Origin of the sequence: Corticibacter populi (assembly GCF_004217315.1) — a bacterium.
Taxonomy (GTDB): domain Bacteria; phylum Pseudomonadota; class Gammaproteobacteria; order Burkholderiales; family Burkholderiaceae_C; genus Lampropedia; species Lampropedia populi.
This window is the reverse complement of the sequence record NZ_SGWR01000004.1, coordinates 451,158-466,367: the sequence shown is the minus strand read 5'-3', so window position 1 is coordinate 466,367 and position 15,210 is coordinate 451,158. Positions and strand designations below refer to the sequence as shown.

General features: G+C 69.3%; 12 protein-coding genes. 10 read left to right on the top strand and 2 right to left on the bottom strand.

Annotated elements, in window-relative coordinates:
* Positions 1-342 precede the first annotated feature (342 nt).
* From EV687_RS16220 to EV687_RS16180, 9 genes are all read left to right on the top strand, one after another.
* A complete protein-coding gene (locus EV687_RS16220) occupies positions 343-2,481 on the top strand; it encodes a TonB-dependent siderophore receptor (protein WP_207226487.1) in 2,139 nt (712 codons plus the stop codon).
* A gap of 36 nt (positions 2,482-2,517) precedes the next feature.
* Complete coding sequence (locus EV687_RS16215; protein WP_122229131.1) at positions 2,518-3,342, top strand: ABC transporter ATP-binding protein; 825 nt, start codon at positions 2,518-2,520, stop codon at positions 3,340-3,342.
* Positions 3,299-4,303 (top strand): FecCD family ABC transporter permease, encoded by a 1,005-nt coding sequence (locus tag EV687_RS16210; RefSeq protein WP_207226486.1) that lies wholly within the window; start codon positions 3,299-3,301, stop codon positions 4,301-4,303. Before EV687_RS16215 ends, EV687_RS16210 begins: the two co-directional genes overlap by 44 nt.
* Complete coding sequence (locus tag EV687_RS16205) at positions 4,300-5,433, top strand: FecCD family ABC transporter permease (protein WP_122229133.1); 1,134 nt, start codon at positions 4,300-4,302, stop codon at positions 5,431-5,433. The genes EV687_RS16210 and EV687_RS16205 overlap by 4 nt, the downstream gene beginning before the upstream one ends.
* A gap of 21 nt (positions 5,434-5,454) precedes the next feature.
* Complete coding sequence (locus EV687_RS16200; RefSeq protein WP_207226485.1) at positions 5,455-6,429, top strand: ABC transporter substrate-binding protein; 975 nt, start codon at positions 5,455-5,457, stop codon at positions 6,427-6,429.
* 42 nt (positions 6,430-6,471) lie between these two features.
* Positions 6,472-7,737 (top strand): PepSY-associated TM helix domain-containing protein, encoded by a 1,266-nt coding sequence (locus EV687_RS16195; protein ID WP_162846601.1) that lies wholly within the window; start codon positions 6,472-6,474, stop codon positions 7,735-7,737.
* 4 nt (positions 7,738-7,741) lie between these two features.
* A complete protein-coding gene (locus EV687_RS16190; RefSeq protein ID WP_122229139.1) occupies positions 7,742-8,701 on the top strand; it encodes a substrate-binding domain-containing protein in 960 nt (319 codons plus the stop codon).
* The gene (locus EV687_RS16185) at positions 8,698-9,714 is read left to right on the top strand and encodes a PstS family phosphate ABC transporter substrate-binding protein (RefSeq protein WP_122229141.1); all 1,017 of its coding nucleotides are present in this window, start codon (positions 8,698-8,700) and stop codon (positions 9,712-9,714) included. Before EV687_RS16190 ends, EV687_RS16185 begins: the two co-directional genes overlap by 4 nt.
* 138 nt (positions 9,715-9,852) lie before the next feature.
* Complete coding sequence (locus tag EV687_RS16180; RefSeq protein WP_122229143.1) at positions 9,853-10,734, top strand: MurR/RpiR family transcriptional regulator; 882 nt, start codon at positions 9,853-9,855, stop codon at positions 10,732-10,734.
* An 88-nt stretch (positions 10,735-10,822) separates the two neighbouring features.
* On the opposite strand, the gene EV687_RS16175 is transcribed toward EV687_RS16180, so the two are convergent.
* Positions 10,823-12,256 (bottom strand): ATP-binding protein, encoded by a 1,434-nt coding sequence (locus EV687_RS16175; RefSeq protein ID WP_207226483.1) that lies wholly within the window; start codon positions 12,254-12,256, stop codon positions 10,823-10,825.
* Positions 12,249-13,079, bottom strand: coding sequence for a response regulator transcription factor (locus EV687_RS16170; RefSeq protein WP_242612679.1), 831 nt, complete (start codon positions 13,077-13,079; stop codon positions 12,249-12,251). The genes EV687_RS16175 and EV687_RS16170 overlap by 8 nt, the downstream gene beginning before the upstream one ends.
* Positions 13,080-13,210: 131 nt before the next feature.
* Between EV687_RS16170 and EV687_RS16165 the strand changes: the two genes are divergently transcribed.
* On the top strand, positions 13,211-15,184 hold the full coding sequence (locus EV687_RS16165; protein ID WP_122229145.1) for a TonB-dependent receptor domain-containing protein: 1,974 nt from the start codon (positions 13,211-13,213) through the stop codon (positions 15,182-15,184).
* Positions 15,185-15,210: the final 26 nt, after the last annotated feature.

Sequence of the window (15,210 nt, the reverse complement as noted above, 5' to 3'; positions counted from 1 at the left end):
CATCCATGATCGCGCGCACTGCCTGGCACGGCTCGAAGCCGCCCCAAGTCACGGCGGCGCGGAGCGGTGACCCAGATGCCATTCGACGCCGCATCCATCAAGCCCCCTTCAACCCGACACGTGGCCATGCCGATGTAGTAGTAGCCGCCGCCGCGACCACCGCCGAGCATCGACGCTTTCACATGCCCATGCGGCCCACGCGCCGCGCCCATCCACCTGCAGCCGGTAGTAAAACTCCGCCCCGCGCCTCAAGACCATCGCGGCACTACGGGCAGTTTTACTACTACATCATGATTATTAGAATCACTCGCGATACGAATTTCAATTCTCGATTTCATGTCCATGCCCATCGCCAAACCGTCACTCCGCGCCCGCATTCGCGCTGCTGTTTACCTCCCACTCATCGCCGGCACGGCGTTGACGGGCACGGCAACAGCCCAACAGCAGGACCGGAAACCGGCCGAGCTTGACACCGTCACGATTCGCGGTATCAGCGAGTCGGGCTACCAGCCCACGCGCAACAGCTCGGCCCTGCGCACCGACGCGCCGCTGCTGGAGATCCCGCAGGCCGTCAACGTGGTCACGGAGGACGTGCTGCTTGACCAGGATGCGCGCTCGCTCGACGATGCGCTGCAGAACATCAGCGGTATCAGCCAAACCAACACCCTTGGCAGCACCCAGGATGCCTTCATCCGGCGCGGCTTCGGCGACAACCGCGATGGCGGCATCCTGACCAACGGCCTCAAGACCGTGCTGCCGCGCAGCTTCAATGCCACCACCCAGAGGGTCGAAGTGCTCAAGGGGCCGGCCTCCACGCTGTACGGCATCCTCGACCCGGGCGGCGCCATCAACGTGATCACCAAGAAGCCCGAACGCCAGTTCAGCGGCAAGGCCTCGGTCTCGGCCTCAAGCTTCGGCGGCGGCACCACCTCGCTCGACGTGACGGGCCCGATCACCGATACGCGCCTGGCCTACCGGCTGGTGGCCGACTACCAGAACACCGACTACTGGCGCAATTTCGGCAAGACCAAGGAGTGGCTGATCGCGCCCTCGCTGAGCTGGTTCGGCGACGACACCGTCGTCACCGCCTCCTACATGTACCAGGACTACAGCATCCCGTTCGATCGCGGCACCATCTGGGACATCGATGCCGGTGGCCCCATCCCGCTTTCACGCAAAACCCGGCTGGACGAACCCTTCAACGTCACCCAGGGCTCCAGCCAACTGGCCTCGATCAACATCTTCCACACGCTCAATGACGACTGGAACCTGACCTTCGACTACAGCTACAGCCGCGACGAATACAGCGACAATCAGGCCCGCGTGCAGGGCTACGACGCGGTCACCGGCGACGTGACGCGACGCATCGATGCCACCCAGGGCTCGAAAGTCAGCGGCCACTCCATGCGCGTGGATCTCGCTGGCTCGCTCGACATCGCCGGCCTGAAGAACGATCTGCTGGTGGGCGCGCAATACGACTACCAACACCTGCTGCGCACCGACATGATCCGCTGCACGCCCGCCGTCAGCTTCAACATCTACAACCCAACCTACGGCACGGTATCGCCCTGCACCACGGTGCGGCCGGCCGAGAGCGACCAGCTCGAACGTCTGAGGACGCCCTCGGTCTATCTGCAGGATTCGCTGCACCTGAACGACCGCTGGATCCTGGTGGCCGGCGCACGCTACCAGTACTACGACCAGATATCGGGACGCGGGCGCCCCTTCGTGCTCAACACCGACACCAGCGGCGGCAAGTTCGTGCCCCGCCTGGGCGCGGTCTACAAGGCCAGTCCGGCAATGTCCTTTTACGCCAATGCCGCGCGCACCTTCAGGCCCCAGTCGTCCTTCTCCAGCTATTTCGGCGATCTGACGCCCGAGGAAGGCACCAGCTACGAACTGGGCGCCAAGTGGGAGAGTGCAGGCGGAATGAGCGCCAACCTGGCGATCTATACGACGGACAAGAAAAACGTCAGCTACTTCGAGACCGTCGATGGCGTGATCGTCACGCGCACTGCCGGCCTGGTCCGTGCGCGCGGCCTGGAGTTCGATGTAGCCGGGCGCCTGACACCTCAGTTGAGCCTGATCGCCAGCTACGGCTTCACCGACGCCAAGGTCAAGGATGACCCCGACTATGCGGGCAAGCGCCCAGTCAACATCGCGCGCCACACCGCCTCGCTGTTCGCGACCTATGACTTTGGCGCGCAGGCCGGCGGCAACCGCTTCAAGCTCGGCGCCGGTGTGCGCGGCGCCAGCAAGCGTGCCGGCATCAATGACAATTCGTACTTCCTGCCAGGCTATGGCGTGGTCGATGCCTTTGCCAGCTACACCATCGCCGCACGTCACCCCATCACTCTGCAGTTGAACCTGCGCAACCTCTTTGACCGCACGTACTTCAGTTCATCGCTCGGTGCCAGCCGCTACGGCAATGCCTACGGCGAGCCGTTCAATGCCACGCTCACGGCCAGCGTCAGCTTCTGACCGCGCCGCCGCGATGCGCAGCACCCGATCGACCGCATGCCGCAGCCGCCGCTCATAACCCAGGGTCTGCAGGTCGGCTACGGCGAGCGGCGAGTGGTCGAATCCGCCGACCTGTCGTTTGCACCAGCCAGCCTGACCGTGCTGCTGGGCCCCAACGGCTCGGGCAAGTCCACCCTGCTGGGCGCGCTGGCGCGCCAGCTGCCGGCGCGCGCCGGCGCGGTGCTGCTGCACGGGCGCGACATCCACCGCCTGCCCTCGCGCGAAGTGGCGCGCCAGCTCGGCATCCTGCCGCAGGCGCCGGTGCTGCCCGAGAGCATGACCGTGCTGGATCTGGTCTCTTTCGGACGCCACCCCCACCAGGGCTGGCTGCGCCAATGGTCGGACGCCGACAGCGAGGCGGTAGAGCATGCCATGCGCCTGACCGGCACGCTGGACTACGCCGCGCGCGCCGTCGACAGCCTGTCCGGCGGCCAGCGCCAGCGCTGCTGGATCGCGATGGCGCTGGCCCAGCAGACCGGCATCATCCTGCTCGACGAGCCAACCACCTTCCTCGACCTCAAGTACCAGGTCGAAATCATGGACTTGCTGCACGACCTGGTGCACGGCCACGGCCGCACCATCGTGGCCGTGCTGCACGACCTCAACTTCGCCATGGCCTACGCGGACCAGTTGGTGCTGATGAAGGACGGTCGTGTCAAAGCCTGCCTGGCCGATGCCGCCGCCTGTACTCCAGAACTGGTCAAGGACGTATTCGATGTCGAAGTGACCGCCCTCCCCGGCCTGCGCGGCGGACGGCCGCTGTTCATCCCGCTCGCCCATGCCCATCCATCCGCAGACCATGCAGCCCGGCACGCCGACTGAAGCCCGGGCCCGGCGCCAGGCGCTGCCGCCGCGCGCGCTGGCCTGGCGGCGCCCGGCCTGGGTGGCCGCGGGCCTGGCCGGCCTGCTGGCCTTCATCGCCCTGCTGCACCTAGGCGTCGGCTCGCGTGCCATTGCACTGGCCGACGTGGCCGGGGCGCTGTACGCGCCCGACCCCGACAACTTCGAACACCACGTCATCCGCAGCCTGCGGCTGCCGCGCATGCTGGGCGGGCTGGCCGCCGGGGCGGCGCTGGGCCTGGCCGGCGCCGTGGTCCAGGCGCTCACCCGCAACCCGCTGGGCGAGCCGCAACTGCTCGGCCTGAACGCGGGCGCCGCTTTCGCCGTTGTGCTCTCGACCTCGCTGGCGCTGCCGCTGCTGTCACAGCCCGCGCTGCGCCCCTTCGTGGCCGCCGCCGGCGGCGCACTGCTATTTCTCGTCGTGCTGCTGCTGGCCCAGGCCGGCCGGTGCGGCATGACGGTGCTCAAGCTGACTTTCTGCGGCATTGCGCTGTCGGCCTTCGTTTCGGCCCTGAGCTCGGCGCTGCTCATCCTCGACGAAGACTCGCTGCAGGCGCTGCGCATCTGGCTGGCCGGCGACCTGGCCGAAGCCGGCGCCGGCGTCGTCGCGCACGCCGTGCCGGCCGTGCTGGCGGGCCTGCTGCTGGCCGCCGCCGTGGCCCGCCACATCGACGCGCTGGCGCTGGGCGACAGCATGGCCACCAGCCTGGGAACGCCGGTCGCGCGCACGCGTCTGGCCGGGCTGGCGGCGGCCGCGCTGCTGTGCGGCGCCTCGCGCCGGGGCTGGCTGCCGGTTTCCGCCCTGGCCGGCGCCACGCTGGTGCTGGCCGCCGACATCGCGGCGCGCGCGGCGCTGGCACCGCGCGAACTGGCCACAGGCGTGGTCACCGCCTTCGTCGGCGTGCCGGTATTCCTGGCCCTGGTCCTGCGGGAGCGGCGATGAGCGGCCACACTGGAATACCTTCGCCAACGACAACAGCACAAGCTGGCCCGGAACGGCCCGGCGCCGCACTCCTGCGCCGCAACGGCCGCCGCTTGGCGCGGCTCGGTCCCTGGCAATTCCTGCTGCGCCCGCGCCTGACGCTGCTGTGCGCCGTAGCCGCGCTGACGCTGGCGCTGCTGGCCGCCGCCGTGCTGCCGCTGGGACCGGTCGATGCGCTGTCCGGCGGCTTGTGGCCCGCGGCCGATCCCGCCGCCGCGACCATGTCTACGCCCGGCGAACAGGCCATGCGCCAGATGATCTGGCGCGACATCCGCCTGCCGCGCATCCTCACGGCCATGCTGGTCGGCGCCATGCTGGGCATTGCGGGCGCGGCGCTGCAGACGCTGGCGCGCAACGAGCTGGCCGACCCCGGCCTGGTCGGCGTCAAGGAAGGCGCGGCCGTGGCGGTGATCGCGGTAGCCGTGTTCGCGCCGCAGTGGGCTTCGGTCTGGCGCGCGGCCGCGGGCCTGGCCGGCGGGCTGGCCGTCGCGCTGCTGGTGGTGGCGCTGGCGCGCGATCTGTCCAAAGTACGCTTCATCCTGGTCGGCATCGGCGTGTCCTGGCTGCTGCATGCGGTGATCGCGGTCTTCACCACCACGGCCGATATCAAGGACGTGCAGACCGCACTGGTCTGGATGGCCGGCAGCCTGCATGCGGCATCCTGGCGGACGCTGGCCGCGACCGCACCCTGGGCCGTCGCCGGCATGGCCGGGCTGCTGGCCAGCAGCCGTGCGGCCGACGCCGGCAGCCTGGGCCACGGCGTGGCCGCCGGCCTGGGCGTGAACCTGCGCCGGCTCTATGCGCTGCGCCTGCTCACGCCCTGCCTGCTGACGGCGGCGGCCGTAGCGGCGGTCGGCAGCCTGGGCTTCGTCGGGCTGATCGCGCCGCACCTCTCGCGCCTGAGCCTGGGCGGGCGCCAGCTCGCCCTGCTGGCCGGCAGCGGCCTGTACGGCGCCGCGCTGGTGCTGCTGGCCGACAGCATCGGGCGGCTGGCCTTCGCGCCGCTGCAGATTCCCGCGGGCATCGTCATGGCCGTCATCGGCGTGCCCTTCCTGCTGGCGCTGCTGTGGCGGCGCCGCGACCAACTCTGACACCAACCCGGACCCCGGACCATGCGCATACTCGCCACGCTGACTTCCACGCTGATGACCCTGGCGGCCGCGCTGCTGCTCGCGCTGCCCATGACCGCGCAATCGCGCACCTTCGTCGACGACCTGGGCCGCAAGGTCGAGCTGCCGCAGCAGCCCGGGCGCATCGTCTCGCTGCACGACCTGGACATCACCATCCCGCTGCTCGAACTCGGCGTCGTGCCGGTGGCCAGCCACGGCCGCCAGAGCCTGGACGGCCGCCGCTTCATGCGCTCCAGCGCGATCCTGACGGGCATCGACTTCGACAACGCGCCGATTGCCTTCCTGGGCGCTGCCGACATCAACATCGAGGCGGTCGCCGCCGCCCGGCCCGACCTCATCGTCACCGGTCCGACCCGCACGCTGCCGGTCGACCAGCTCGCAAAAATCGCCCCCACCGTCGTGATCGACAACCAGTCCGGCGGCGCCCCGCACATCTACCGCCGGCTGGCCGAACTCACCGGCACGCAGGACCGGCTCGCCATCCTGGACCGCAAGTACCAGGCGCAGTTGGCCCAGCTCAGGCACGTGGCGGGCGATCCGTCGCGCATCACGGTCTCCGTCATCCAGGCGCAGAACGGCAAGATCGCAGTGCACCACACCTACCGCTCGCTCGGGCGCGTGCTGCGCGACGCGGGCTTCCGCTTCCCGGCTCTCATCGACGCCGTGCCCGAGGGCGGCCGCATGGAAGTCAGCGCCGAGCGGCTGCCCGAGCTCGACGCCGATTTCGTCTTCGACACTTACCGCTCGGACGCCGGCGGCAAGCCCGACGCCGAAATCGCCGCAATGGAAAAAGTCATGCCCGGCTACTGCCGCTTTCTCAAGGCCTGCCGCGAAGGCCGCTACGTGCTGGTGGCGCGCGAGGAAGCGATCTCCAACTCCTACGCCGCGCTGAGCCAGATGGTGTCGCTGGTGCAGTCCCACATCACCGGCCGTCCGCTGCCGCCGGCCCAGCGCTGAGCGCATCCCCCAACCTGCGGCTTTCCGATGGAGCCCGCCACCATGCCTTCGCGCATCGCGCGGCCCGGCCCCGGACGGTGGCGGCGCGCCTGGCTCAGGCTGCACAGCCTGGCCGGGCTGGCAGCCGGCGCTGTGCTGGCGCTGATGGGCCTGACCGGTGCCCTGATGAGCTTCGAGGACGAGATCCTCGAATGGGTGAATCCCGGCCTGCGTGTGGCCGACGCCGGCGCCGCGCGGCGCCCCTATGCCGAATTGCTGCCCGAACTGGCGCGCGGGCTGGATGGCGCCAGGATATCCTTCGTCCAGGCCGACGCCGACGGCCCGCTGGTGGTCGGCGTGATACGCCAGTCCGCCAGCCCCGACGCCCGTGCCGCGCGCTACGCCGCCGACCCCGCCAGCGGCCGGCTGCTGGGGGAAATACAGGGCAGCGGCTTTTTCGATTTCGTGCGGCGGCTGCACCGCTGGCTGGCGCTGCCCGGCGGCGGCGACGGCATCGGCCGCGTTCTGACCGGCTGCGCCGCGGCCGCCCTGGCCGGGCTGGCGCTGTCAGGCTGGTGGCTGGGCTGGCGCAGAGCCGCTCGGCCGGATGGCGCTCCTCCGGCCACATCGGTTGCCGCTGCGGCACACCAGCCGCCATCGGCCGCACCATGGCGCACCCGGGCCTGGCACCGCGCCTGGCACGTGCGGCTCGGGCTATGGCTGGCGCCGCTGTACCTGTTGAGCGCCCTCAGCGGGCTCTGGTGGTCGTCGGCCGGCTACCGCGCCGCCCTCGGCGCCGCCGCCGATTTCGTCGCGGCGCCCGGCGGGCGACCATACACGCCTAGCCAGACACGCGGCCGGCCAACGCCGCCGCGAGAGGCACCCGCGCGTCCCGAAGCCCCGGCCCCGCAGGCCTCGCCGCGCCAGATCGGCGCGGCCGCGGACGCGGTACTCGCCGACATCGCCGTGCCCGCGCAGCGCATCCTGCTGGGCATGCCCAGAACCGGCGGGACCATGCGCCTGCGCTGGCTGCCGCGCGGCGCGGCGCACCCGCGCGCCTACGACGATTACCGCATCGATCCCGCCAGCGCCAGGGTGGTCGAATTCCAGCCCCACGCCGGCCTCGGCCCGGCCCAGCGCCTGGAGGCCGCGATGCTGCCGCTGCACACCGGCACGCTGTTCGGCCTGCCGATGCGCCTGCTGCTGATGCTCTCCAGCCTGGCGCTGGCGCTTTTCGCCGCCAGCGGCACATGCATGTACATCCTGCGGCGCCGGCGCAGCCATGCGGACCCGCGCGGAGATCGTGAACAGGTTCTGAAGGAGAAATGACACAATGCCCCCATCACCCACCACGCAGCCGCCCGGCGCCCACTGGCGCATCGCGGGATCCCCGTCCCTGCGGCCCGTGCTGCAAGGCCTGATACACGCATTCGGCCAGACCCATCCACGCCACGCCATCACCCTCGAACTGGCCGGCGCCTCGGTCGGCATCGCACGGCTGATCCACGGCGAGGCCCTGCTCAGCGCGCAGACGTGCGAAATCAGCGACGAGGAGACCGTACCCTACCGCAAGGGCGTGGGCGAGCGCCCCTGCGCCGTGCGGATCGCGCATGCGGACCCGGTCGCGCCCTTGGGCCACAGCCGCGCGCTGGCGCTCTACGTGCATGCCGGCAACCCGGCCACCGGGCTGTCCCTGCGCGACGTCGCACGAATTTTCTCCACCGGCCACCCGGACGGCGATTGCCGACGCTGGGGGCAGGCCGGGCTGAACCAGGACGACTGGCCCCAGCGCCTCATCCGTCCGCTGGTACGAGAGGAAGGCTCGCCGCTGGGAACCTACCTGAGGCGACATGTCTTCGATGGCAGGCCCCATAGCCCTTCCTGCGAGCAGCACGGCAGCGCCCGGGCCATCCTTGCCCGCCTGGCCGCCGAGCCCTCCGGCATCGCCATCGCGCCGGCTGGCTGCCGCCTGCCGGACGTCCGGCCGCTGCCGCTGGCGCGGCACAACGACGGCCCCTACCGGGCCTGCGAGGCGCAAGCCATCGTCGACGGCAGCTATCCGCTGGATCCGGGGCTGCTGCTGTACGTACGGCGGGACGCGGACGGCGGCGTCCATCCCTGGGCGCGCGACTTCTGCCTGTCCGCGCTGTCCAGCCGTGGGCAGCAGGCCATCCGCGCAGCCCAAGCCGGCTACCTGCCCCTGGCGCCGGCCAGCGCCGACGCCGAACGAAGCCGCCTGCCGGGCGCCGCGGCCGCCGGCGCCCCTGCCAACACCGACCAGGAAATGACATGAGCCCCCCGATTTCCAGCCTCCCCGGCCACTGCCTCGATGACTGCCTCGACCACTGCCCCGACTACCGCCCCGGCGACATCGGCCCGCTCGACGAGCGCAACGCCGCGCTGCGCGGCGGGCTCGTCCCTATCGTCGGCAACGACGGCATGGCGTCGGTCATCGAGCCACTCAACGCCCTGTTCCGCGCGGCCCACCCGCAGGTCGGCTTCGCCACTACGCTGCGCGGCTCGGCCACCGCCATCCCGGCCCTGATCGCCGGCGCCAGCGTGCTGGCGCCCATGTCGCGCGATCCCTGGACCGAGGACCGCCTGGCCTTCCGCCGCGCCCGGGGCTACGAGCCGACCCCGGTCCGCCTGGGCTACACCGGATACGGGCCGCGCGACAGCGGGCGCACGCCACCAGCCATGTATGTGCATGCCAGCAACCCGCTGGCCGGATTGTCGATGGCGCAACTGCGCCGCGTGTACACCTCGGGCGACGCCGACGGAGACATCGTGGCCTGGGGCCAGCTCGGCCTGAAAGGGCCCTGGGCGCAGCGCCGCATCCATCTTTACGGCCTGTGCGACACCAAATATGCCCGTGGCCTGCGCGACCGCCATTTCGCGGGCCTGCCCTATGCGCCCCACTACGAGCCCCTGGTCAACCGCGACGAAGTGATCCGCGCCGTGGCGCAGGATCCCTACGGCATCGGCGCGACCGGCTGGGTGCGGGCCGCCGCCATCAGCGACCAGGTCCGCATCCTGCCGCTGGCGCAGCGCGCAGACGGGCCTTTCGAGACGCCGGACCTGGCGACCATCGCCGCCGGCGGCTACCCCCTGAAAGCCTGGGTGTCGATCTTCCTCGACCTGGCGCCCGGACAGCGCCTGGCGCCATTGCTCAAGGACTATCTGCGGCTGGCCCTGTCGCGCCAGGGTCAGGCCATCATCGCGTCGCGCACGCACTGCGACGAAGGCTACGTGCCGCTGGCCGAGGCCGACTGGCGGCGCCAGGCCGCCGAACTCGATCGGCTGTAAAACAGCCAGGGCTTCAGCAGTGGCTGGTCCTGAATCCATGGCAGGATTGCGGTCTTTGCGCGCGACTATGCTGCACAAGCCGGTTACAGGCGCGCTTCGCAATCCGGCCCGCAATGCGCCACTACATGAGTTTGCAGAATGGACAGGAACAAGCGAGACACCGCCCGCCCGGACAGGTTCCACCAACGCCTGCAAACGCGCAGGCACATCTTGTCGCCCCGCATGCGCATGGTCGCCGACTACATCGATCAGAACCGGGCTTCGGTGCTGTCGAAATCGGCCATCGACCTGGCGCATGAAGCCGGCGTGTCCGATGCCACTGTGATCCGCACGGTCCAGGCGCTGGGATTCAACGGCCTTGTCGACCTCAAGCAAATGCTGGCCAACCATCTCGGCCAATCCAGCACGACAGTCTCGAAAGTCGCGACCACCATCGAGCAACTCCAGCAGGACATGGGAAGCGTCGTCGACCATGTGCTGCAGGAACACTTGCATGCCCAGCAAACCCTGGCACAGCCCGAAACCCGACTGGCCATGGAACGCGCTGTCGCTATCCTGGCCCAGGCCCGGCGTATTGGCATCTTCGGCATCGCCGCCTCCGGCATCCTGGCCACCTATGCCGCCCGGCTGTTCCTGCGCCATGGCACGCCATCCTATGCGCTCAATCTCACAGGCATCGGACTGGCCGAACAACTGCTGGAGATGTCGCCGGGCGATGCGTTGATCGTACTGCTGGCACGCAACACCCACCGTGAAATCCAGGCAACGATGGAGGAAGCCAACCGGCTGGGCATCCCTGTGATACTGATCACCAGCCACCAACCGCACAGCCTGGGCCCCATGTGCGCGCAAATCATCATCCTGCCACGCGCCAAGGCCGAAAGCATACCGCTGCATGGCCCCACCCTCTCATGCCTGGAAATGCTGATGCTCGGTCTGACAATGGCGGCCCCACAACGATCCGTGGAATCCATGAAACGATTGGTCCTCCTTCGCAAAATGATTCGTCCGGGCAAGTAGAAACCGCCGACGGAGCCGTTCATCCCGACAAGACCTGGGGACCGAGGAACACGGCCGCCCGCCGCAATGGCAAGCCGCAGCGGCCCGCTCAGGCGCGGCGTGGTGCCGGCAGGCGAATAACGGCGCGCAGGCCCCCTTCGCTGCGGTTTTCCAGCACCAGCGTGCCGCCCTGCATCTCGACGCAGGTGCGCGCAATCGCCAAGCCCAGCCCCAGTCCCTGGCGCTGCGGGCCCCGGGCGTCGTCGAGTTGCAGGAAGGGCTCGAACACCTGTTCGAGCTTGCGCGGATCGATGCCCGGCCCCGCGTCCTCCACGCAAAGGCACAACGCCCCCGCGGTGGAGGGCCCCGGTAGCACCACCCGCACAGCCGCATCACCGGCATGACGCAGCGCATTCTCGATCAGGTTGGCCAGGGCCCGCCGCAATGCAATGGGCCGGCAGACCCAGCGCAGCCCGGTCGGCACGGTGAACGGCACGGTATGGCCGAGTTGCTGGTAGCGGCGCTCCAACGGGGCCAGCAACGCCGCAACGTCCACGGTTTGCCACGCTTCGGCACGCGCATCGGCACGCGCGAAATCCAGCGTTTCCTCCACCATGGCCTGCAACTCGACCAAGCTGGCGATCATGTCCTCGCGCAAGTTTTCGTCGTCGATGAGCTCGGCCTGCAGGCGCAATGCTGTCACGGGGGTGCGCAGGTCGTGGCTGATGGCAGCCAGCATGCGGGTGCGCGCATCACGGTGCTGTGCCAGGCGCCGCTGCATCGCATTGAACTGGCGCGTCAGCTCGCGCGCCTCGTGCGGGCCTCGCACCGGCAGGTCCGGCAACTCATGGCCATAGCGCAGTTGCCCCGCCGCATCAATCAGCCTGCGCAGGGGGCGCACCAGCCGCCAGGCCACCAGCCACGCCACCACCAGCACCGGCAGCACGCTGGCGGGCAGCGCGAACAGCAGGATGCGCGACCACTCGTAACGTCCCTGCAAGCCCAGGCTGGCGTTGAGCCACTGCCCATCCGGCAGGGCGATGCTGGCGCGCAGCCGCAGCGGCTGCCAGACCGCCGGGCTGAACACCGAGGCCCTGGCCTGCTGGCCGGAGACGCGCTCGATCTGCATCCACACCGCGCCTTCGGCAGGCAGGCGCAACGCCTGCGCCACTGCGGCGGCCAGATGGCGCTCCTCGGGCAGCATGGCAAACGGAGCCACCTGCGGCGCCTCGGCCAGCCACGCGCGGTCCTGATCCGCCCCGGCCAGTTCCATGTCGGCACCGCGCATCGCCAGTGCATGCACTGCGCTCAACGTCGTCACCGTCTGGTTGCGCGAGGCGGGGTTGATGAGCTGGCCCGTGCGCTGCAACAACGCCATGGCGATCAGGTGCGACGCCAGCAGCGCGCCCAGCAGCAGCAGGCCGAACTGCCAACCCAGGCCGATGCCGCGCCGTTTGGGTACGGTGTCGCTGGCGGCAGTGCCCGGCTGCAGTGCCGCGGCCTTGGCGTTGACATCGGCATTGGTCTCGCAGCGCTCACCCATGCGCCACATCCTCGTGCACGGCCAGCAGATACCCCTGACCGCGCACGGTGCGCAGCACCGCCGTGCCAGCCGCCTGCAGTTTGCCGCGCAGGCGGCTGATCTGCCGGTCCATGGTGCGGTCATAGGCCAGATCGCCCTGGCGCCCCTGCGTGCGGGTGAGCTCGAGCAGTTCATCGCGGCTGAGAACACGGTTGGCGTGGTGGAGCAGCACTTCCAGCAACCGGGCCTGCGCTTCGCTCAGCGGCACGGCGGGCCGGCCCTGGGCGGGATGCAACAGTCCCTGCAGCGCATCAAACCGGCAGCCATTGAAGCGGTAGTTGCGCTGACGCTCCAGCCCGGCCGGAAAAACGGCCGCCAAAGCCGCGGACCGGGCCGCTGCGCCAGCGGGCATGGTCGGCATGGCCGCCATGCCGCGCCGCGCCACGGCGCGCAACCGTGCCAGCAGCTCGCGCGGATCGAAAGGCTTGACGACATAGTCGTCGGCCCCGCCTTCGAGGCCGCGCACACGGTCATCGATGGCATCGCGCGCAGTCAGCAGGATCACCGGCACGCCATGCTGGCGACGCACCTGCGCGCACAACTGGCTGCCATCGCCATCGGGCAGCATGACGTCGAGCACCACCACGTCGAAACGCTCATGCCGCAGCCACAGGGTCATGGCCGCGGCATCACCTGCGGTGCGCACATGCAAGGCATGGCGCCGCAGGAACACCGCCAGCGGATCGCGGATGCGCGGGTGGTCGTCCACCACCAGCACACGCAACGGCACAGGACTTGCGGCGACCGCGGTGCCCAGGCCGCCAGGCACATCTGCATCTGTCACAAACTGTCCAAATTATCGAATTGGTGATGCATACGATTCTAATTTATCCACTTCTTCGTCAATCCGTGATGCCATTCCAAGCCCGTTCTTTCCCTTGCACCGCCTCGTTGCGCCGTCTCCATGCCATCGCGATGGCGGCGCTGCTCGCCGCCCTGCTGCCCGTGCATGCGCAGACTGCAACCGCTGCCAACGCCAATGCCGCAGACGACAACAGCGGCAATGACAGCGGCGACGCCATCGTCACCTTGCCGAACGTGGTGGTGACGGCCACCGGATTCGAGCAGCAGATCGAGGATGCGCCCGCCTCCATCAGCGTGATTTCCGGCGAGGAACTGCGCAAGCGCCGCTTCCACGACCTGACCGATGCCTTGCGCGACATGGAGGGCGTGATCGTCAACGGCAGCAGTAACGAGACGGACATCTCAATCCGCGGCATGCCTGCCGACTACACGCTGATCCTGGTGGACGGCAAGCGCCAGAGCATGCGCGATGCCCGCGTCAACGGCAACCGCGGTCACGAGCAAAGCTTCATCCCTCCGGCCGAGGCCATCGAGCGCATCGAACTGGTGCGCGGGCCGATGTCGTCCCTGTATGGCTCCGACGCCATTGGCGGCGTCATCAACATCATCACGCGCCGCGTGCCCGAACGCTGGGGCGGCTCCGTCGGCCTCGACTACACGCTGCAGCAGCACGACGCGTTCGGCGATGCCACGCAAGGCCAGTTCTATCTGGGCGGACCCATCAAGCAAGGGCTGCTGGGCCTGCAGTTGTGGGGGCGCCAGCTCAACCGGCAGGCCGATGCCGACGTGCACACCACCGAGGGCCTGACCAAGGCCCGCCACCGCAGCCTCAACGCACGCCTGGCCATTGCACCCAGCACGCGGCAGGACATCGTGCTCGAGGCCGGCGCCGAACGCCTCAAGAACGGCGAAGGCCCCAGCGCCAACTGGTCCACCCGCGAGCAGGAGAACAACCGCGATCACGCCTCCATCACCCACCGTGGCCGCTGGGGCTGGGCTTCCTCGGAGGCCTCACTGGCCTGGGAGCGGGGCAGCCGCTGGGGCCTCAGCGACGGCAGCTCGGCCACGCAGGACGCCTTCGCGCAGCGCAAGCCCGAAATCAGCAACCTGGTCTTCGATGCCAAGCTCATCACCCCGCTGGCCAACCACCTCGTCACCACTGGCGTGCAATGGAACGACGCCAACCTCGAAGACTGGAACGAAGGCCTGGGCGATCGCGTGCGCCGCAAGTTCGGCGTCGTGCAAAAGGCCATCTTCATAGAGGATGAGTGGACGCTCTCGGACACCTTCAGCCTCACCGGTGGCCTGCGGCTGGATCACCACGAGCAATACGGCGTGCACTACAACCCGCGCCTCTACGCCAACTGGAAGCCGGCCGAGGGCTGGACCGTCAAGGGTGGCGTCTCGCGCGGCTTCAAGGCACCAGAGATCCGCGCCATCGTGCCCGGCTACGCCTACCTGCGCCGCGGCCGCTGGGTCATGCTGGGCAACCCTGACCTCAAGCCCGAGACCAGCACCAACTACGAGCTGGGCGTGCTGTGGGCCGGCGCCCGCGGCTTCTCCGGCGGCGCCACGGTGTTCTACAACGACTTCCGCGACAAGCTCAACACCGTCACCACCGACCGCACCTGGAATGGCTACACCATCATGGAGCGCGTCAATGTCGACAGCGCCCGCATCGCCGGCCTGGAACTGCACGCCAACTGGCAGGCCAGCCGCACGCTGGCCTTCAAGGCCAACTACACCTACCTGGATTCGGAGCAGAAAAGCGGCGCCAACCGCGGCGCGCCGCTGAGCCTCACGCCCAAACACACCGCCAACCTGCGCGCCGACTGGCAGGCCGGCCCACGCACCACCATCTGGGCCGCGGCCAATTACTACGGCAAGGAATACGGAACCTCGCTCACCGCCGAAGCCGCCCCGGCCTACACGCTGGCCGACCTGGGCGTGAGCCATGAATGGAGCAAGACCTGGACCATCAACGCCTCGCTGCAAAACCTGAGCGACCGGCAACTCGACGCCGACACCTATGGCAAGACTACCCAGGGCCGCCGCCTGTGGCTGGGCGCCACCGCGCGCTTCTGAGCCTGGCCGGCCCGTGCCGAGGCCGT